This is a genomic window from Ferrovibrio sp. GW821-FHT12B10 (genome assembly GCF_058807515.1).
In genome coordinates, this window is sequence record NZ_JBXAQT010000001.1 from 1,083,633 (window position 1) to 1,102,786 (window position 19,154).

Here is a 19,154-nt window from a genome sequence, read left to right on the forward strand (position 1 = left end):
CCGCGATAGTGCCGCTTTACCCTGGAGAATCCCGATGTCCGCCCCCGCTTCCGCCCGTCTCGATGCCTGTCTCGCCCGTATCGCGGACCCGGCCGGCGAAGGGGGGCGAACCTTTACCAGGCTCTATGCGGAGCAGGCCCGGGCAGCCGCGACAGCAGCCGATGCACGCGCCAAGCTGGGCCAGAGCCTCGGCCCGCTGGATGGCCGCATTGTCTCAATCAAGGACCTGTTCGATATCCCCGGTGAGGCGACCACCGCCGGCTCGAAGCTGCTGCGCGATGCCAAGCCCGCCACACATGAAGCGCCCGCCGTCACCCGCCTGCGCCAGGCCGGCGCAGTGATCATCGGCAAGACCAACATGACCGAGTTCGCCTTCTCCGGGGTCGGCATCAATCCGCATTATGGCACCCCTGGCAATCCGGCCGACCGCAGCCGCATTCCCGGCGGCTCCAGTTCGGGCGGCGCCGTCTCGGTTGCCGATGGCATGGCCGAACTGACCATCGGCTCCGACACCGGCGGCTCGACCCGCATCCCGGCATCACTGTGCGGCATCGTCGGCCTGAAGCCGAGCCAGTATCGCGTGCCGACCGACGGTGCATTCCCGCTGTCCTTCTCGCTGGACAGTATCGGTCCGATGGGACGCAGTGTTGCCGATTGCGCTGCTGCCGACGCCGTGATGGCCAATGAAGCGCCGCGGCCGCTTGAAGCCGCACCACTGGCGGGCCTGCGGCTCGGGATTCCGCGCGGCCTGCTGCTGGACAATCTGGATGCCGCCGTCAGCGCCTCCTATGACACGGCGTTGGCAATGCTGGGCAAGGCCGGGATCGTGCTGAGCGAACTGCCGCTGACCGAACTCCTGTCGTCTATGCTGGAGGCGACGGGCAAAGGGCCCTTCGCGGCCATCGAGGCCGCCCATATCCATCGCGACTGGTTCGAGAGTAAGGGTGCCGATTTCGACCCGATCGTGCGTGGCCGCATCGAACGCGGGCGCAGCATCCCGGCCATGGATTATGTCTTCGCCCAGCAGCGCCGCTTCGCCCTGATCCGCACCATGGATGCCCGCCTGGCCGACCTGGATGCGCTGGTGCTGCCCACCACGGCCATCACCGCGCCCAGGATCGCCGATCTGGCCAATGACGAGGCCGCCTTCACAACAGCCAACCTGCTGCTGCTGCGCAACCCCAGCATGGCCAATTTCTTCGACCTCTGCGCCATTTCCCTGCCCCTGCCGGCCGGGCTGCGGTCCGGCGACTTGCCGGTCGGCCTGATGCTGGTCGCGCGCAACGGCCAGGATCGTCGCCTGTTGCGGATAGCAGCGGCCATCGAGGCTCTGATTCAGGGAAAAACCCAGTAGAATCATAGAAATATTCCGATTGACCGGCGCAGGGCCGCAGCTTATCGTTCATGTGATGAACACAAAATCGGACGATAAGCTCGAATCGGGTCAGGACGCCGCCACCATGGTCGCCCTGCTGTCCGCCGTCGACAGCACCGAAGAGCATACCCAGCGCACCCTGGCCAGCCGCATGGATGTGGCCCTGGGCCTTGCCAATGCGCTGCTTCGCCGCTGCGTGGCCAAGGGCCTGATCAAGATCCAGAATGCGCCGGCGCGGCGGTATGCCTATTACCTGACCCCCAAGGGCTTTGCCGAGAAAAGCCGCCTGGTGGCCGAATATCTGGAATCCTCGCTCGACTTCTTCCGTCGCGCCCGCAGCCAGTATGAAGAGCTGTTCGCCACACTGATCAGCCGCGGCGTCACCAAGGTGGCGATTGCCGGCAGCGGCGAACTGGCGGAAATCGCGCTGCTGTCCGCATCGGCCACCGGCATGACAGTCAGCGCCGTGATCGCGCCGGGCCGCAATGACAGCCTGTTCCACGGCCGCCCGGTCGTCGGCGGACTGTCCGCCGCCCTCGCCGCAGGTGCGGAATACGTGATCATTGCCGATAATGTCGCGCCCCAGGCCGTCTACGACCATATGGCCGCCGACCTGTCGGCCGACCGCCTGCTGGCCCCGGCTTTCCTGCATGTCACGCCGATACCGGTCGCCCGCAAGGGGAAAGCGGCATGACCCTATCCTGGTATGCCGTTCACACCCAGCCCGGCAAGGAGCCGCTGGCGGCGCAGCATCTCGCGCATCAGGGCTTCGCCGTCTATCTGCCGCAGTATCAGAAGATGCGGCGTCATGCCGGCCGCACCGACATCGTCGCCGCGCCGCTGTTCCCACGCTACCTGTTCGCCGGCATCGATCTGACGCAGCAGCGCTGGCGCGCCGTGAATGGCACCCGCGGCGTGATCGGCCTCGTCATGTTCGGCGATGCGCCGACAGCAATCCCTGAGCCAGTGATCGACGAGATCCGGAGCCGGGAAGACGAAACCGGCTACATCCAGCTCAACGGCCCCACCTTCCAGCGCGGCCAGTCGCTGCGCATCGTGGAAGGCCCGATGGCCGACACCCAGGCGCTGTTCGAGGAAGTCGTGGATGGCAACCGGGCTATCCTGTTGATTTCGCTGATGGGTCGCCTAGTTCGCACTAAAATGCCGCTCCGCCAGGTCGAAGCGGCCTGACTCGCACCCATCTCCGGAGCCGACGGGCTAGCCAGCCATACGTTTCGGGCTTATAAGCCGCCGCAATGACCAAGCCCGCCCCCTCTCCCCCTTCCACCCCCGCCCCCAAGGTCGGGATCGTCAGCCTTGGCTGCCCCAAGGCTCTGGTGGATTCCGAGCGGATCATCACCAAGCTGCGGTCCGAGGGCTACACCATCTCCGGTTCCTATGATGCCGCCGATGTGGTCCTGGTGAACACCTGTGGCTTCCTCGACAGCGCCAAGCAGGAATCGCTGGAGGCCATCGGCGAGGCCATGCGCGAAAACGGCCGTGTCATCGTCACTGGCTGCATGGGCGCCGAGGCCGACAAGATCCGCGACATCTTCCCCGATGTTCTAGCCGTCACCGGCCCGCAGCAGTATGAGGCAGTCGTCGGCGCGGTACATGAGGCAGCGCCACCCCTGCATGATCCCTTCGTCGATCTGGTACCGCCGCAGGGCATCCGGCTGACGCCGCGCCACTATGCTTATCTGAAAATTTCCGAGGGCTGCAATCACAGCTGCAGCTTCTGCATCATTCCATCCATGCGCGGCAAGCTGGCGAGCCGGCAGTCGAATGACGTGCTCTATGAAGCTGAACGCCTGGTGAAGGCTGGCGTGAAGGAGCTGCTGGTCATCTCGCAGGACACATCAGCTTATGGCGTCGACATCAAGCATGCCGAGAGCCAGTGGCGCGACCGCAAGGTGAAGGCCCGCTTGACCGAGCTTTGCGATGCCATGGGCAGCCTGGGCGCCTGGGTGCGCCTGCATTACGTCTATCCCTATCCGCATGTGGACGAGATCATCCCGCTGATGGCGGAGGGCAAGATTCTCCCCTACCTCGACATTCCTTTCCAGCATGCCGAGCCACGCGTACTGAAAAGCATGCGCCGCCCGGGCAACCAGGAAAAGGTGCTGCAGCGGATCAAGAGCTGGCGGGAGATCTGCCCAGACCTTGCGATCCGCTCGACCTTCATCGTCGGCTTCCCCGGTGAGACCGAAGCCGATTTCGAATTCCTGCTGCAATGGCTGGAAGAGGCCGAGCTCGATCGTGTCGGCTGCTTCAAATACGAGAATGTCGAAGGCGCCCGAGCCAACGACCTGCCCAACCATGTGGCCGACGATGTGAAGCAGGAGCGCTGGGAGCGCTTCATGACCGTGCAGCAAAAGATCAGTGCCCGCCGTCTGAAGCGCCTGGTCGGTCGCACGCTCGACGTCCTGATCGATGAAACCAAGCGCACCACCGCCAGCGGCCGCAGCTTTGCCGATGCGCCTGAAATCGATGGCATCGTGAAAATAAAAAATGCCGCCAACCTGAAGGTGGGCGACATGATCAAGGTGAAGATCGAAAAGGCGAATGCCTACGATCTGAGCGGCAACCCCGCGATCTAACGCAAATCTGCCGGTATTGGGCGCTTCAGAAGCACAGCCTCGAACAGGGCGCTATGCGCCTCCGCCGATGCCTCGAGACTGTAATGCTTGATGGCACGCATCCGCGCCGCCTCGCCCAGTGCGCTGCGTCGCGCCGCATCATGGGTCAGTTCGGCAATCGCGCTTCCCAGGGCCTGGGGGTTGTGCGACGGCACTACAATGCCGGCCCGCCCCTGATCGACGGCCTCGGCATTGCCTCCCACATCCGTAACGATCATCGGCAAGCCCGCGGCCATGCCTTCCAGCACGCTGTTCGAGAAGCCTTCCTCGTGAGAGGCAAGGATGCCGATATCCGCAGCGGCGAGCAGCGTCGGCACATCCGACCGAACGCCGAGGAACTGGATATTGTCGGAGATGCCGGACTGGATGGCTTGGTATTTCAGGGACTCGCCGATACCGTTATCGCGGCCAGCCAGCAGCAGCGTCCAGTGTGCCGGCATCTGATCCTTGATCGAGGCCAGTGCCGCCAGAAGATCGGCGTGGCCTTTGTATTTAATCAAGTTGGCCAGGCACAGCAGAACAAGGGCATTGTCGCGAAGGCCGAGAGCAGTGCGGGCCGCGTTACGATTTTCACTGAACCGCGCAGCATCGACACCATTCGGAATGCAGACGACGGAATCAGCCGGCACGCCCTCCGCCAGCAGATCCGCCGCCACCGCCGGTGAATTTCCGGCTACCACCGCCCGGCGGCAAAGCGCCCGCTCCAGGCATGTCACATAGGGCCGCTTCTCCTGATAGAAGTTTCGGCTGCGACGGAGCACCATGTACTGGAAACGGCAGAAATAGCCGAGCAGCCCGGCCGCAATACTTCCGGCGGGCAGAACACCCACAATAAGGCCCGGCGGCTCGAAACGAAACCGCACCGAGAGCGTAACGCAGGTCATGACAATCTGCGCCAACCGCCTTATCCGCGCCGGCGCCCAGCTCAGACGGCTAGGCTCGACAATCTCAACGCCGGCGGCCCGGAAGCTGTCCGACAAGCCTCTCACAGGGACCAGGGTATACAGCTTCAAGTGCCAGCCGAGCTTCATCAGGCGGGGCAGCAGCTCCAGCAGCTGAAGTTCAGTGCCACCTCGTTCCAGATCCTGGATGATGACTGACAGGCGGCGATCGATGACATCCGTCGACACCATTAGCGGTCATCCAGGCAGGCAAGGTAGTTGTCGGCAATTTCTGTAATTGAATGGACCTGAATGCAGGACTGGAAGCTGCGGTAATGCGCCGCTAGCTGCTCCAGTGCGGCCGGGATTTCCTCCGGCGTATCGAAGCCGATGCCACCGGTACCGACCAGTTCGGGATGCCCGCCGGAACGTAGATAGATGGCCGGCAGGCCGCAGCTCAGGGCTTCGATCAGGGCATTTGAGCATGGATCGTTCTGGCTCGCCGTGATGTAGACATCGCACTGCTTCAAATGTGCTGCCAGCTCTTTGGACGGCACAGCATCAAATTGGCGAATATTGCGGAACCCCGCCGACGCGCGTCCCAGGAAAGAATAGTCATACCGGTTCCAGTCTAGATTCTCGTCCAGCCATTTGTATATGTCGCCGCCCTTACGGGGGTTATTCGACCAGCTGGAGGAAATCAGGCGTAGCTTTTGCCCATCCTGAAATGGGGCCTTCCCCGTCCGATTGAAGATAGCCGGATCCGATGCATTGCGGATCACCACCGGATTCACCGGCCTGTAGCCAGAGCCGTAGATCTGCTGCAGCGTGAACAGAGACTGGATGACTGTGGTGGTCGCGAATTCGTTATTGATCTCAAAAATACGATCATCCAGCTCGCGATCCTGGCCGCGGTACAGATAGATCGGACCATCGATTCGATGAACCACCTTGGGATTCTGCAGGCGGGCCAGCTTATTCAGGAGCTTCTGGTCGAACCAAAGGGAGTCAAAGATATAACCATCGATGCTGTCGCCAACCTGGTTGTTCAACACCCGCACGCCGCGCGACTGCAGTTCCGCACGCAGCGCCAGCATGAACTGGTTGCCGCCACCATAGGGTGGTTTGACATATTCCCGGAAGATCGAGACGGTGCGACCCGCACCCGCCGGCCGTGCCGGAATGATCCGCCGCATCACGCGGTTCAAGCGCGCCAGGACCGTGTTCGGCTGGCTTACAGGGATAGCGGCAGCCTTCGCAGCCGGCAACGGCTGGAAAACCGGCACGGACTCGATCCGCTCGAAAATGCGGGCAACATGCGGCCGAATAGCCGCTTCCGTGTGGTTCTCGGCAACACGGCGATACTGTGGCTCGATAGAATCCGACAGGTTGCCATTGGCAATATCCGCCGAAATAGCCGCCACGGCCGTTGGAATTCCGTCAAACAGCGATGCCGGTTCCAATACATCCTCGGCAAGGCCAACCCGTGTGCTCAGGATCTTGCACCGGGTTCCTGCTGCTTCGAGTACAGCATAAGGCCCGCCCTCCCAACGACTGGTGAGCAGGTACAGGTCAAGCGCCTGATAAAGCTCGTTCAACTCTTCGCGCTGCAGGAGATTGGCCTTCAGGTCATCACCTGCAATCACCTTGCCGATGCAGGTGAAGGGCACCGCATATTCCGTGAGCTTGTTGCGCAGCCAGTGCCGGCGCGGCCCGGCCAGAACCACATGGATCGGCAGCCCGCGACCATGCAACTCCCGGACGATCTCAGCGAACACATCCGGCGCTTTCTGCTTTTTGGGCAATCGCAGATCGGCGCCCTCGGTATCGCGCTGGAAGTTACCGATGATGTATCGATCCTGCGGAATGCCCCAGCGGTCACGCAAGGTCTGCCTGGGAGTTGCGAGATCCGACAGCGGCCGGAATGCTTCGCTGCGCAAGGCATGCGGGACAAAATCACAAGCCAGCCCGATGCTGGCAGCCTGGGCCATGGCCTGCTGATTGTGAGCCACCCAGAGGCCAACCACATCTTTTACGGCACGAAACCGGGGGCGGGTGATCCAGTAGAACAGCGGATTGTCAAAACCGCAGAGAATCTTCTTGCCTGCGAGCGCTTCCGTTCCCAGATACGCGAGGCCCTCCCACCATGGAGAGTAGACTACGTCTGCGTTCCGGAGAGACACTTCCTCAACCGATGCCGGCAATCCTGCACGGAACATGCGCAGATCTTCATCCAACGCCCAGCCAAAGCCGTCCCCACCCGTGAGGTGCAGTTTAATCCTGGTCATAAGTCCCTGAATCTTTTCTCAGCCAATCACCGGCCGCTTTTCTGAACGATGGCAAACATTGCCGGGCAGAACGGTAGATATCTATCCAGCCGCAAAGCGGCATCGAGCAATTTCTCATACACGCCGGAACAGCGCTGGCGGAACGGGATCCGCAAGATCATTTCACTAAAAGTAATAGTGACCATATGCAGCACGAAGCTGAACATTCCGCCCAAGGCATAGACTTCCGTGTGTTCCGGCACGAAACGCTGGCCAATGGCCGGTAGCGTGTATTGCCGGTAACCGTGCCATAGATAGAGAAACAGTCCCCAGCCACCGGGAACGACATGCACCTGCAGTCCGCCAGGCTTTTGCATACCGGGAAGGCGTGCAATCAACCGGCCGTCATCCGGTATATGTTCAAGAGCGGAGACGGATACGATCAGATCGTAGGGCTCGTCGGCGTTGAACTCATGAGCATCAATCTGCCGGAACTGGCGCGTCATACCTGGCACGTCAGCATGATCAAAGCGATTCCCGATATCCACGCCGAGATAGGATCCGCCATAGCCAACGTCCGCGAGCTGGCGTGAAAGCCGTCCGCTGCCGCATCCAATTTCCAGAATCCGTTTGTCGGAGCCGGGCGGCAACAGTTTCGGCAACTCATGCCGCAAAAAGGCTTCCGTCAGCGCCCTGCTGGGCGATGCCATGGGGTGTGTTTCCGCGGCTCGACGCGGGAAAAAGCGCTGCGCATGCAAACCATGCCGGCTACCTGACAAATTGCGCTTCAGGTTTCCCCATAAGTACTGCAACCTTTGCGCGATCGAGAGCGGTATGTCGCCACAAATCTCCTGCATGATGCGCCTACGAATGCGTAGTCCTGGATACGACCGCACCCCAGCCTGTCGTAATATGCTCCCAGGATTTTGGAACACACCGGTCCATACGGATCGCCAATCCAACCGTTCTGGCCAGCAGAAAGCCAAGTAGTCGCATGGCAAGACTACGGGGGCTGCGCCAAGTTAGATTCAGCAATACTGTGTGAATGACCGAAAATGGCCCGCCGAGGGGTTCGAGCGAGACTACAGATAATCCCGCTTGCTCCAGCTCCCGCGACAGCTTTGCCGCTGTCCAGCGTTGAAAATCATACGGATCAGCATGCAGGGGATAAAGGAACGGGATTGTCACCACGCCATGCCCGCCGGCGCAAAGCACACGAGCCGCCTCGCAAAGTACCGCTTCCGGATGCGGCAAGTGCTCTAGGACGTCACTAAGAATGAAGCAGTCGATGCCGCCATCCGGCAGGGGGATGCTGGCTGCATCGCACAGGAAATCCGGTTTCGTTTCAGCCGCAATATTGAGATAGCGCCAGGAAGCAACATCCTGTAATGGCGGTCGGAACTCACCCTTCTGATTGATACGTGTGCCTCCGATGTCGAGTACATGTCCGCGCATCATGGGTATCGAACGGTTCAGAAACCGGTCCAGATAAAAACGATGGCAGCTAGACATAGTAAGCTCGAATCCGCATCTGCCGTCAGGCCTTCTACTTTATATTAATCGCCGCGTTTTCACGACTAACACTGCCGAATACAAGTTCATCCCGCGTTACTCCCGGCCCCAGATCACGACGGGTCTGGCGCTGCGCGATAGAAACCCAACGCTCCGGATGCTTTGACGCGATATGAAAGATGTAAAGATTACCCAAAGGATCATCATTCCAGCTGACGTAAAGTGACGTCAGACCTTGGTCGGTGAGGAGTTTGATGATACCGCGCGGCGTGAAGCGCCAATAATCATCGTACCACTGCCCATGATGATAGCTTTGCAGGAATGGAACGACGGTGATGACTATGTCGCTGCTGATGGAACATATGTTGCGAATTGCCGTCGGCAGGTCATAAACATGCTCCAGAACAGTATGACTGAAAACCACATCATACTTGCCCGCAAGATCGCCCGGCAGGTCGGACGTCTCCAGGTCAAAGGGAAACTCCTGTTCCAGGCCAGAAAGACCGCCGAAATTCGAAACGGCGTAATCAGTCGCAGCCGTGAAGTAATCCCTGTACCTGCGCCCCCCCTTGTCCAAATCGGCGCCGCCACTGACATTCAGAACACGCCCCTTGAACAGGCCGCCAAATTTCTCCAGTTCACGGTTCGACCAAGCCCGGGCACCGAACTCGGCTGATACACACAGCCTTAGCAGAATCCGCCGCAACAGCCTCTTGATCATTGGAGCATCCCCGCCTCGATCATGTTTTACCCTGCTCCACACCGGGGGTGCGGAATTGCATTTCGCAGAAGCGTCGATAAATCGGGCTTTCCTGCAGAAGATCCTGATGCCGACCGATAGCGCTGATTTTCCCGCCGTCCAGCACGACAATGCGATCCGCATGCAGAATGGTCGAAAGACGATGCGCAATCACAATGGCTGTCGCATCCGACAGGACGCGATCGATTGCCTGTTGTACCAAGCGCTCGGATTCCGAATCGAGAGCACTGGTCGCCTCGTCGAGAACAAGGATCGGCGGGCGGGCATAGATAGCGCGGGCGATGGCGATCCGCTGCCGCTGCCCGCCGGAAAGTCGAACGCCGCGGTCGCCCACCATGGTATCAAAGCCGTTCGGCATCTGCGCGACGAATTCGGTAGCATTGGCGATATCGGCAGCGCGCCGTAAATCTGCCTCATTGCCGGTGTCGCGGCCGAAGGTGATGTTATTGCCGACAGTGTCGTTGAATAGCAGGCTCTCCTGTGACACCACCCCGAATAGTCGCCGGTATTCGGACTGGCGAAACTCCCGGATGTCAGTCCCGTCGAGCAGAACCTTGCCCGCATCGGGATCATAAAGTCGCAGGATAATGTCGATCAGTGTGGACTTGCCGGCACCGCTCGATCCAACGACGGCCAGCAGTTCGCCCTTACGCAGCTCCAGCGCGATGCCATTCAGCACAGGCTGGCCCGGAGTGTAGGAAAAGTCGACATTATCGATCCGCAGATCACGTTCGAATCCGCCGACCGATTGAGAACCGTCACGCAGCACTGGCGTGCGCTCCAGCAGCTCAAGGACGCGTCGGGCTGAACCAAGGCCGGCCTGCAGACGCGTCATCGACTGGGCGAAAGCCGAGATCGGCGCTATGGTGAGACGCACCACGACCATAAACAGCACAAAGCCCTGGAAAGTCATCTCGCCAGCCTGAAGCGTGCCAAAAGCCAGGAGAAGGATAAGGCCGAGCGTGACGCCATCGGCAATCTGCCGCAACGGCGTCTCGCCATGCTTCTGGCGGGAATACTCAATTGACACGCGCTCCACCAGCTTGGCCAGTGCCGCGAACCGGTCATGCTCATGGCGTTCGGCGCCGAAAGACTTGATCACGCGGATGCTGGTGAAACCTTCCTGAAGCGCGCCGCTGATGCTGCCCAGGGTATCCAGCTTTTCGGCCGTGCTTTTACGCAGGCGCGTGCCGACAAAGCGGTTCACGGCCAGATGCAGCAGACTGATCACCAGCGTCGCGGCCGCCAGAAACGGGGAAGTCTTGAGCAGCAGCCAGCCATAGATGACCACCTGCAGCAGGGACTGCAGGCCCTGACGTATGGCCAGATCCATGCTGCTCATGGTTTCGCCCGCGTCGGTGACAAGGCGGCTGGTCAACTCGCCGGTGCGGCTGTGCATGAAGAACCCGATCTCCTGGCTCAGCAGATGCTCGTGCAGTTCGATCTGCAGGTCACTGTAGGTTCGGGCAGTGATCACACTGGAAATCATATGGGCGAGGAAACCAATTCCCGCCGCCAGGCTGCCAACGAGCAGAAACAGGGCCACGGAAGCAGTCACCAGCTGCCACGGCTCAATGGCGCCGGGCGTTTGTAGCAACAGGGCCAACAGGCTGCTTCCCAGGTTGTTCAGACTCAGGTCCGCCAGCGAGGCTGCCGGCTCCATCGCGCCCGGCTGCCCGATATTCAGTACTGGCGCCAGCAGCAATGGATAGGCGCTGGTCAGCGCGCCCGCGAGAAAACTGAGCAGCACCAGAAGCACGGTCAACTTCCAGTGCGGAATCAGGAAGCGTCCGGTCAGAGTCCGGAGATTGGCCCAGTCATTGTATGAATAGAGCATGGCGATCAGCTATCCGCCGCATGCAGCGGAATATACATACTCACCCCTGCTCGAACAGGCGCAAAGATGATGTCGTCCACCAATGCGATCAATCTAGCAAGACCGTCACGAGGCCGGCCTTACGGAACTGCTCCGTAACATGATAGACGGTCTCGAAGGGGCGCCGAATTTTCAATGTTATATCGACGATCGAAAGCTTCCCGTCGAAGGCATGCATGACTTCGAATAAGGCCTGCCCGTATTCGGGGTCCACAGCAAAATCATAATAGATGCTGTAGCGCGACAGAAAGACCTCGCCACGAAATTTAGGCACAGGCACGTAGTTCCTTTCCCATGCCTCGATAATCTGCAGAACCGCATCGCGCGTATCGATCAGACGGTCGACATTCACCAGTGCGGGCGCGTCATCCTTACTGTGATACTGATCAAACATCCACGTACCGTCGCGACCGCACGGCTTCTCGACGCGGGACAGAGACACCATGGGGACTCGAACGCCCGGGGCATTGAACTGCCGATCGTCGTTGGTCACCACCTCCAGGAAGGCGCCGGTGCGGAACCCCTTGGGATCCCGCGACTGAAGCACCGCCTGGCAGCAGCGGTCCCAGAGACTATCCTGGTCAAAGGAGTGCTGCATTGTGATCGGATGGTCGAGACCGATCATCTCCAGGAAGATGCCACCCTCCATATCCGGGATCAGATGTTCGTGGTGGCTGAGGAACGATAAAGATCCGATCGTCTCTGGTACGATGATCATATGATAACTGTGCCGCAGCGAGTCACGCTTTGCGAGTTCCCGCATGACCTCCAGGCCGACCGCAACACCCGACAACCCGTCATTCACTTGCGCCGGATGATCGATATGGCCGCACAGGACGATGGACTTGGGGCTTTTACCGGGAACCGTCACATGCCCCACCTTCAGAGTGCCATAGCTGAAGACCGAATCGATCTTCACGCGATACTGATCGTCAGTAAGGCTGTCCCTCATGGTTTGGCTGCAGCACAGCCCCCATTCACGGCGATAGGTCAGATAGTGATATGGAAGCAGGTCCGGCATGACCGGATGCACGTAGATATGTTTCAGAAGCTCTTCGCGGCTGACCACACCATTGAACGGATGCGAGTAGGACGGGACATGCAACACATGGTCGTCCAGCGAAAACAGCACCTTGCCATCCATGGTTTCCAGGCTGGCGGATCGGCACATCCATTTTTCCGGCACGATCCATGTCCAGCATTCAGTGCCGGTCGGATATTCATGAATGGTCATGGGGACTTGCCGCGACAGCGCCGATAGTGCTGCGTCGTAACCATCGGATACGAGGTCGCGCGGCAACTCCCAGACGGCCTCGATCATCTGCATGGCCGTGGCACCCGGCGCCAACGACACTTCGAATTTCCGCGCGCCGACGCGCTGATCTTCCAGGCGGATCAACTCTTCCGGCGTACAAGCAGGACCCTTGGCGGTAAGCCAGGGGTCTTGCTTCAGTGCCGCACGGCCAAAATCAAAATAGTCGCGCGCGTCAATGGTCATAATCTCACCGCGCCCGATCGGAGCCACCTTGACCAACCCCGCTTCACGAGCCTTGATTTCCAAAGGCAGGCCAACCGGCTCGCAGCATTCGAGATACGGGGCGGCGAAATAGACCCAGCTCTCCTTCGCATCACGGCCGTTTTCCCGGATGACGCCTTGGAAAAGCTTGCGATACCGGAACGGCACTTCCGCCATTTCCTCGATATGGTGGCGGAAGGTCGCCCAGTAGAGGCTGATACCCAGCGTGCAGATCTTGGCGCCGACATCGCGCAGACGGTGGAAGCTGCTGCCTTCGCCATAACAGCTGTGCGAAATCTCACGCAGCACGGTCCTGGCATTAGGGCCGATGCCCGCCGCCGACAGCATCGGATCGCGCGAACGGATGACGCCAGGACGCCTACGGAAGATTTCCGGGAATTCGCCAATCGACGCCGGCGTCTTCTCGACATCGAAGACCTCACCACGACCAATCGAATAGGTGTAGGTCGGGACGATCAGCGTTCCCGCCGCGCCGATAACCTCTAGGAACGCATCGATCACGAACTCGGAAATGGCTTCGTAATTCTCTTCGACACCGTCAGGGAACCCAAGGCGCCCAAGGCTGACCTGCAGCGATACGGTATCGCCAGCTATGATCCCGGTTGCCCGGATGGCCGCAAGAAGATCGGAACGGGTGTAATGGCGCTTGGTCTGGGTCACGTCAGCACTTTCAGCTCAAGGAGCTGCCAGAGAGGGAATTCGGTGGCGAAGCCAAAGCCACGGGGATCGATATCGGCGAAATAGTCGGCAGGGCCGATCTCCTGCATATCTGCAACAGCCAATCCGGCCTCATTGAAAGCCCGGATCATCCAGGATAACGGCGGCACGATGCCATACCACTTGTGCAGATATTCGCTGACCACGGTAAAGGGCCGATCGGCGGCACCCAACCAGGGTGTGAGATAGAAAGCCGCATGCGGCTCCAGGCTGACGAAAACGCCACCCGGCTTGAGGATGCGGCGGATATCGCGGAGGACGACCTGGATATCGGCTTTCTGGCCTGGATAGAACGGGCGATAATAGAACAGCAGCGCATCGCTCATGAAGACCATATCAGCGGAGGCGTCGGGAATGGCATCCAGCCCGCCGGCCTCACCGATATTCATCGCCTCGAAGCGCGTACCCTCAACCGCATTGGCACGCGCCACGGCGAGATATTCCTCGCTCGGATCAATGCCAATGACGGTGGCCCCATGGGCAGCCATGGCATTGGCATAGATCCCAGTGCCGCAACCAAGGTCGATCACGGTCATACCTGGCTTGATCCTGGCAGCGAAGAAGTCCTTCAGGAAACACCACTGCACGGCGCCGTACAGCGTGTCAGGCCGGACGGAAAGATAATCGGCGGAGAACTTCTGCTGCATCCACCATTCCGCCGGATTGGCGCGCTTGACCAGCATCAGGTGCTGGCCGTGCTGCTGGTGGAAGTCGCCGAAATTCTGGCGATCGAGCAGATTCTTCTTGGGCTGGAAACGCGCCCGGTAGGCCACTTCGTCGTCGATCAGGATGCAATGCACCTTCAGCTTGGCGATCAGGGCGGCATGTTCAAGATCAAGCGCACGCCACTTGGCTGGATCACGCTGATACCGGCTGGGATCGGCAAGCAGGCCGTCTGCATTCGAGAAGCATTCAATATCCCAGCACCGGAAGGTCTTCTCCGGTGCTGGATCAGCGTCGCCACGCGACAGTGCGCCCAACAGCGCAACGACTTCTCCACTCAGGCCCAGCGCTGTTCGTGCAAAAACGTTCATCGCTACCCAGCGATCCGGATGCGCCGGGGTCGATTCCGGCAACAGGACGACGTCTTTGGGAACGAAGCTCATTTTTTCTCGGACACCAGACGCTCGATGATACCGACGACGCCGCCGATGGTCTGGAATTCGTAGGACTGCATGTCCTCAGGCGAAAACGCGATACCCAGATCTTCCTCGAACTGCGAGATCATCATCACGATGCCGAGAGAATCGATCAACCCCTCATCGAGATACCGGCAGTCCAGAATCGCCTGCTCGCCAGCGGCGGGCAGCTTTCCCTTCGCTTTTTCTGCAAAAAACTTGAGGACCAGTTCCTTGGGGGTCATCTTACGTACCTTGTCTCAGCTGTGCTCAATGGCAACGCAACGCACCGGAGAGCCGTCTGCTCCCAGGATGTTGAGGGGAAGCGCATGCAGGTCGAAATCACGCTGGCGGAGCTGCCTCATGTTGTTGAGGTATTCCAGCTTGATGACACCCGCTCCTAGAAGAATCTTGTGCACAGGCGAGTCGCGCTCGGCGCCACGCCCGTTCTGCGGGCTGTCGGCCTGCGGCGCATCCAGGCCCAGCAGGCGCACGCCCTGCCCGACCAGCCATGTGGCGGCGTCTTCCGAAATATAGGGGTGCTCCCGGTAGTACCGAATATTCTCCCACTGATCGGACCAGTCATACCGGATCAGCAGGCGTTCCGGCTTGTGATCGGCGAGCTGACGCTTGAAATCTTCGACCTGCATTTCCTGCAGCGGCTTGGCGTAAGAGAAATCGACTAGCGTGGCTGGCCCCATGAACAGCTCAAGCGGAACCTGATCGATGGTCGCCGCCCCGGGAATGAAATGCCGGGGCGCATCGACATGCGTGCCAGTATGGGTGCCCAGAATGATCTTGCGTGACTCCCGCCCCTCGATGCCAAGGCGACCGAGCTGCGAAATCTCGACGATCGGATGCCACGACACCGGAAACGTAGTCATCCCTTCGTGAATGGGAAATGAAAGATCGACAATCCGCCTTGCCATATATCCCTCTCAAACCGATCCGGCGCCTGTGGCGACCGACACTAGACCATCACCTGCATGAGCTCGATGAACTCGCCATCGGGCCCCTGCAGAATTTCCACCATCAGGGCTTTGCCGTTGACCTGGGCGGCGAAAGCCCCGGTCGCTCCGGTTGCGCCAGCATCCAGCAGACGCTGGCGATCCGCGGTGATGCCCGTGCAGACATGCGACAGGCAGGTCATGCCCCGTCCATCCAGCCCCGGCGGGCGCTCCAGTCCAGCATCGGCGCATTCCGTTAGCAGAATATCGAAGCGCCAGGTAGAGACGGGCGTGGGAAAGCGCAGCTTGGCCCACGGTTTTCCTGCATCCGACACCCCTTCGGCGGCGCATTTATACCCCAGGCCGGCCTGCCAGAAATGGCGGGCACGCGCCATATCCCGCACCTCAAGTATAGCCGCCGTCAGGCCGCCGGCATCGGTCGTCGTCATGTCGAAACAAGCGGTCATGCCCAGCATTGGCATTGCCCGGGCCGCCGGTTCGGCGCCAGCGCCAGCCTGGCGGACGACCGCCTCGCGGTCCCTGAAGCGCGGCACCTGCTCTGCCGGTTCCGGCGGGGCCTGCAGGAAGATGCCCAGAAAGCGCCCCTCCGGGGCCGGCGGCGGGCGGCCGTAGCTGACCAGCTCGATCGGCAGGGCACCAGTGGAGCGGGCAAAACCGATCGCATGCTCGGACTGGGACTGCGCCAGGAACGGCGTCTTGGCCGGATGGTTGGGCAGAGCCCGGTCCGTGAATTCAAGCCGGTAGCCCAGGGCCTCGACCTCCGCGATTCCTGTATCCAGGTCCGCACAGGCCAGGGTCATGTGACTGACGCCGACGATCATCAGGCCGGCAACGCTGCAAGCTGGTCACGCAGCAAATTCTTCTGCACCTTGCCCGTCGTGCTGACCGGGAATGCCGGAACGGCGACAAAGCGGTCCGGCACATAGGTCGGGCCCAGATCGCGTCGGCACAGAGCGCCAAGTTCGGCTTCGATAGCCGGCAGGCCAACGCCCTTCTTCACAATCACGACTGCAACCACTTCCTCGCCATAGAAGGCATGTGGCGCCCCGACGACGGCAATATCCTCGACGCCCGGATGCGCCAACAGTAACTCCTCGATGGCGCGCGGACTGACATTGAAACCGCCCCGGATGATCAGGTCCTTCTTGCGCCCCGTCACGAAGAGGTAGCCATCTGCATCAACATGACCGACATCACCGGTCGGGAACCAGGCCTGCTCAAGCCGACCCGGTTCTCCGCTCTCATAGTCCAGATACCCCACCGTGGCATGCGGCGTGCTGACATAGATTTCCCCATCCTGCCCGAGCGGCAAGGCATGTCCATCGGCATCCCGCACCTCGACCGCGGCCTCCGGGATCCAGCGCCCGACAGCGTTGGCTTTCGAGCCCGCAGGGCCCAGATTCGCGGTGATCAGCAGCAGCTCTGAAAGCCCGTAGCTTTCCACCACCGTAACGCCGTACTTGGCCTCGAAGTCTTGCCGCGTCTTCAGCGGCAGTGGCGCGGTAGCGCTCAGGACCAGCAGGTCGCTGTCGCGGCAATAGGCCGGGGCCTGCGGATTCCGGTCGATCCTGGTAAGCGTGACCAGCATGGTCGGCGAAACCCAGATCGTGTTGACCTTGTGAGCGATGATCGGATCCCAGAAGCGCAGCACGCTTTGCGCGGTGAACTGCGGCGCCAGAACCAGACTGCCGCCGGCCATGAAAGGCTCGAGAACGGTATTGAGAAAACCGGCCATGTATGGCATCGGCATGACGTGCACAAACCGATTATCGGGCCCGATCCCGAACATGCGGTTGAACGCGTCGGCATTCGCTAGCAGGCCGGCGACGCGATGCGGCACACCCTTCGGCAGACTCGTCGTGCCGGAGGTGAAGTGAATCGAAAACAGCCGGTTGGTATCGATGTCAACCAGCAGGCTGTCGACCGCTACCGCATTGGCCTGGGCAAGCGACAGCAGCTTGTCTTTATCCGCGGCAGCCAAGGTCAGCACCGACGGCAGGAAAGACAGGTCCTCCACGCCGAACAGCCCTCGCAGGGCAGCCTCGCTCGCATCGGCCACCACCAGAACCGCAAGGCGCGAACTGGAGAGGATGAAAGCCCGATCCTTAACTGAAAGCGCGTTGTTGATGGGAACGGCCGTAAAGCCGCCCAGCAGGCAGGCAAAGTACAGAATGACGAAATCCACGCCATTCGGCATGTTGATGCCGATGCGGTCGCCCGACTTCAATCCGCGCCGACGCAGGTCCAGGACCGCGCCAGCCGCACGACCAAGCAATGCGGCATAAGTCAGTTCGCCGCCACCGATCGCGTCGATGATGAACACACGTTCACCATTCTCGCGAAAGCGGCGGACGATCGCCTGGGCCCAGATGTCAACCATGGAAAACTTAGTGGTTCGACTGCTCGGCGCCGTAATAGCGGTCGAGATGGAAGCGCGCCGAGAAGGCCTCGTCAGTCTCGCTGCTCAGCGAGCGGGCAAGTTCCTCGATCAGTTCCCGCGGCGCACTCAGGCGATCGCGCTCGCAAAGGGCAATGATTAGCTTGCGCGGATCGACGCCGAACTTACTCGAGAATTCACGGATCACACCCATATAGCTGGAATGGAACTGAGCATAGCCGCAGACAATATCGAGGGAGTTCAGGCCGTCTGGCTGCAGAAACGGCTTGATATACTTCTCGCTGATGTCCATGACCTTCAGGGGGTCAAAACCCATCTTCACGCCCAAGCGCTCCATGACGGCAATGAACAATTCCGTCTTGGTGTTGCCGGCGCTGCGCCCCATACCCTGCAGCGATGAGTCGATAATGGTGGCGCCGAGCTCGTAAGCCCGCACCGCATTGGCCACACCGAGGCCGAGATTGTCATGGCCATGGAAGCCGATCTCGACGCTGCTGACATCACGGACCGCCTTGAAATAGGCCTCCATGTCCCGCGTCATCATGCCGCCGGCCGAGTCGACGATATAGACGACATCGGCGCCATACTGTTGCGACAGCAGCGCGCTGCGGGCGAAGTCACGCGGATCCACCGCATAGGACTTCATGTAGTTCGAGCATACATACATGCCATGCTTCTTGGCCCGCTCAATGAAGGGCTGAGAATCCGGCACGTCAGAGACATTGGTGCCGACGCGGAGGAACTTCATGCCGTATTCGGCCGCCATGTCGATATGTTCGAGCTTGGCGATTCCGGGGATGCAGAAAGCACCCCACATGGCATGCTTCACCGACTCCGCTGTCGCCTTCAGATAGGCTTCGTCGGTCTCCGCCGCAGTACCGTGACCGGCTTCCGAAGCGCCGAGACCGACGCCGTGACCGACCTCGATCAGTTCGAAACCGGCCGCCTCGAGTTTGCCGGCGATGATCGCCGTATCGCGCGCGGTGAACTGGAAGTTGATGACATAGCTGCCATCACGGAGGGTGGTGTCGAGGATGCGCGGTGCTTTCATGTCACGGACCTTATCTTATGTATTCAGAAGGATGCGGTGCGGCAGCAGCAGGAAA

General features: G+C 60.4%; 17 protein-coding genes. 4 read left to right on the forward strand and 13 right to left on the reverse strand.

Annotation, left to right across the window (positions count from 1 at the left end; genetic code table 11):
* The first annotated feature begins 34 nt into the window (after window positions 1-34).
* The 4 genes from AC1RRT_RS05490 (at window position 35) to rimO (ending at window position 3,975) form a co-directional block, all read left to right on the forward strand.
* Window positions 35-1,354: an amidase gene (locus tag AC1RRT_RS05490; protein WP_493012773.1), complete on the forward strand. Its 1,320-nt coding sequence runs from the start codon at window positions 35-37 to the stop codon at window positions 1,352-1,354.
* A 55-nt stretch (window positions 1,355-1,409) separates the two neighbouring features.
* Window positions 1,410-2,069 (forward strand): winged helix-turn-helix transcriptional regulator, encoded by a 660-nt coding sequence (locus AC1RRT_RS05495; RefSeq protein ID WP_493012774.1) that lies wholly within the window; start codon window positions 1,410-1,412, stop codon window positions 2,067-2,069.
* The gene (gene nusG / locus AC1RRT_RS05500) at window positions 2,066-2,566 is read left to right on the forward strand and encodes a transcription termination/antitermination protein NusG (RefSeq protein ID WP_493012775.1); all 501 of its coding nucleotides are present in this window, start codon (window positions 2,066-2,068) and stop codon (window positions 2,564-2,566) included. Before AC1RRT_RS05495 ends, nusG begins: the two co-directional genes overlap by 4 nt.
* Before the next feature lie 65 nt (window positions 2,567-2,631).
* The gene (gene rimO, locus AC1RRT_RS05505) at window positions 2,632-3,975 is read left to right on the forward strand and encodes a 30S ribosomal protein S12 methylthiotransferase RimO (protein WP_493012776.1); all 1,344 of its coding nucleotides are present in this window, start codon (window positions 2,632-2,634) and stop codon (window positions 3,973-3,975) included.
* Here rimO and AC1RRT_RS05510 read toward each other — a convergent pair.
* From AC1RRT_RS05510 to dmpG, 13 genes are all read right to left on the reverse strand, one after another.
* The gene (locus AC1RRT_RS05510; RefSeq protein WP_493012777.1) at window positions 3,972-5,147 is read right to left on the reverse strand and encodes a glycosyltransferase; all 1,176 of its coding nucleotides are present in this window, start codon (window positions 5,145-5,147) and stop codon (window positions 3,972-3,974) included. The genes rimO and AC1RRT_RS05510 overlap by 4 nt on opposite strands.
* Window positions 5,147-7,183 carry a glycosyltransferase gene (locus tag AC1RRT_RS05515; protein ID WP_493012778.1) on the reverse strand — a complete coding sequence of 679 codons (2,037 nt, stop codon included), beginning with the start codon at window positions 7,181-7,183 and terminating at the stop codon, window positions 5,147-5,149. Before AC1RRT_RS05515 ends, AC1RRT_RS05510 begins: the two co-directional genes overlap by 1 nt.
* Window positions 7,184-7,209: 26 nt before the next feature.
* The gene (locus tag AC1RRT_RS05520) at window positions 7,210-8,019 is read right to left on the reverse strand and encodes a class I SAM-dependent methyltransferase (protein ID WP_493012779.1); all 810 of its coding nucleotides are present in this window, start codon (window positions 8,017-8,019) and stop codon (window positions 7,210-7,212) included.
* A 7-nt stretch (window positions 8,020-8,026) separates the two neighbouring features.
* On the reverse strand, window positions 8,027-8,674 hold the full coding sequence (locus tag AC1RRT_RS05525; RefSeq protein WP_493012780.1) for a class I SAM-dependent methyltransferase: 648 nt from the start codon (window positions 8,672-8,674) through the stop codon (window positions 8,027-8,029).
* A gap of 34 nt (window positions 8,675-8,708) precedes the next feature.
* A complete protein-coding gene (locus AC1RRT_RS05530) occupies window positions 8,709-9,395 on the reverse strand; it encodes a class I SAM-dependent methyltransferase (RefSeq protein ID WP_493012781.1) in 687 nt (228 codons plus the stop codon).
* A gap of 19 nt (window positions 9,396-9,414) precedes the next feature.
* A complete protein-coding gene (locus AC1RRT_RS05535) occupies window positions 9,415-11,271 on the reverse strand; it encodes an ABC transporter ATP-binding protein (protein WP_493012782.1) in 1,857 nt (618 codons plus the stop codon).
* 88 nt (window positions 11,272-11,359) lie between these two features.
* Window positions 11,360-13,507 carry a DUF4910 domain-containing protein gene (locus AC1RRT_RS05540; RefSeq protein ID WP_493012783.1) on the reverse strand — a complete coding sequence of 716 codons (2,148 nt, stop codon included), beginning with the start codon at window positions 13,505-13,507 and terminating at the stop codon, window positions 11,360-11,362.
* Window positions 13,504-14,670 carry a class I SAM-dependent methyltransferase gene (locus AC1RRT_RS05545; RefSeq protein ID WP_493012784.1) on the reverse strand — a complete coding sequence of 389 codons (1,167 nt, stop codon included), beginning with the start codon at window positions 14,668-14,670 and terminating at the stop codon, window positions 13,504-13,506. The genes AC1RRT_RS05540 and AC1RRT_RS05545 overlap by 4 nt, the downstream gene beginning before the upstream one ends.
* Entirely contained in the window at window positions 14,667-14,927 is a 261-nt protein-coding gene (locus AC1RRT_RS05550; protein ID WP_493012785.1) for an acyl carrier protein, read from the reverse strand. The genes AC1RRT_RS05545 and AC1RRT_RS05550 overlap by 4 nt, the downstream gene beginning before the upstream one ends.
* A 15-nt stretch (window positions 14,928-14,942) precedes the next feature.
* Window positions 14,943-15,611, reverse strand: a complete 669-nt coding sequence (locus tag AC1RRT_RS05555; RefSeq protein ID WP_493012786.1) for a cyclase family protein — start codon at window positions 15,609-15,611, stop codon at window positions 14,943-14,945.
* A gap of 41 nt (window positions 15,612-15,652) precedes the next feature.
* On the reverse strand, window positions 15,653-16,471 hold the full coding sequence (locus tag AC1RRT_RS05560) for a hypothetical protein (protein ID WP_493012787.1): 819 nt from the start codon (window positions 16,469-16,471) through the stop codon (window positions 15,653-15,655).
* Window positions 16,471-18,030 (reverse strand): class I adenylate-forming enzyme family protein, encoded by a 1,560-nt coding sequence (locus tag AC1RRT_RS05565; protein ID WP_493012788.1) that lies wholly within the window; start codon window positions 18,028-18,030, stop codon window positions 16,471-16,473. The genes AC1RRT_RS05560 and AC1RRT_RS05565 overlap by 1 nt, the downstream gene beginning before the upstream one ends.
* 7 nt (window positions 18,031-18,037) lie before the next feature.
* The gene (gene dmpG, locus AC1RRT_RS05570) at window positions 18,038-19,099 is read right to left on the reverse strand and encodes a 4-hydroxy-2-oxovalerate aldolase (protein ID WP_493012789.1); all 1,062 of its coding nucleotides are present in this window, start codon (window positions 19,097-19,099) and stop codon (window positions 18,038-18,040) included.
* Window positions 19,100-19,154 lie beyond the last annotated feature (55 nt).

Bases quoted from the DNA above. Each gene is read 5' to 3' on its own strand.
- AC1RRT_RS05490 (WP_493012773.1), top strand. From the start codon at position 35: ATGTCCGCCCCCGCTTCCGCCCGTCTCGATGCCTGTCTCGCCCGTATC.
- AC1RRT_RS05495 (WP_493012774.1), top strand. From the start codon at position 1,410: ATGAACACAAAATCGGACGATAAGCTCGAATCGGGTCAGGACGCCGCC.
- nusG (WP_493012775.1), top strand. From the start codon at position 2,066: ATGACCCTATCCTGGTATGCCGTTCACACCCAGCCCGGCAAGGAGCCG.
- rimO (WP_493012776.1), top strand. From the start codon at position 2,632: ATGACCAAGCCCGCCCCCTCTCCCCCTTCCACCCCCGCCCCCAAGGTC.
- AC1RRT_RS05510 (WP_493012777.1), bottom strand. From the start codon at position 5,147: ATGGTGTCGACGGATGTCATCGATCGCCGCCTGTCAGTCATCATCCAG.
- AC1RRT_RS05515 (WP_493012778.1), bottom strand. From the start codon at position 7,183: ATGACCAGGATTAAACTGCACCTCACGGGTGGGGACGGCTTTGGCTGG.
- AC1RRT_RS05520 (WP_493012779.1), bottom strand. From the start codon at position 8,019: ATGCAGGAGATTTGTGGCGACATACCGCTCTCGATCGCGCAAAGGTTG.
- AC1RRT_RS05525 (WP_493012780.1), bottom strand. From the start codon at position 8,674: ATGTCTAGCTGCCATCGTTTTTATCTGGACCGGTTTCTGAACCGTTCG.
- AC1RRT_RS05530 (WP_493012781.1), bottom strand. From the start codon at position 9,395: ATGATCAAGAGGCTGTTGCGGCGGATTCTGCTAAGGCTGTGTGTATCA.
- AC1RRT_RS05535 (WP_493012782.1), bottom strand. From the start codon at position 11,271: ATGCTCTATTCATACAATGACTGGGCCAATCTCCGGACTCTGACCGGA.
- AC1RRT_RS05545 (WP_493012784.1), bottom strand. From the start codon at position 14,670: ATGAGCTTCGTTCCCAAAGACGTCGTCCTGTTGCCGGAATCGACCCCG.
- AC1RRT_RS05550 (WP_493012785.1), bottom strand. From the start codon at position 14,927: ATGACCCCCAAGGAACTGGTCCTCAAGTTTTTTGCAGAAAAAGCGAAG.
- AC1RRT_RS05555 (WP_493012786.1), bottom strand. From the start codon at position 15,611: ATGGCAAGGCGGATTGTCGATCTTTCATTTCCCATTCACGAAGGGATG.
- AC1RRT_RS05560 (WP_493012787.1), bottom strand. From the start codon at position 16,471: ATGATCGTCGGCGTCAGTCACATGACCCTGGCCTGTGCGGACCTGGAT.
- AC1RRT_RS05565 (WP_493012788.1), bottom strand. From the start codon at position 18,030: ATGGTTGACATCTGGGCCCAGGCGATCGTCCGCCGCTTTCGCGAGAAT.
- dmpG (WP_493012789.1), bottom strand. From the start codon at position 19,099: ATGAAAGCACCGCGCATCCTCGACACCACCCTCCGTGATGGCAGCTAT.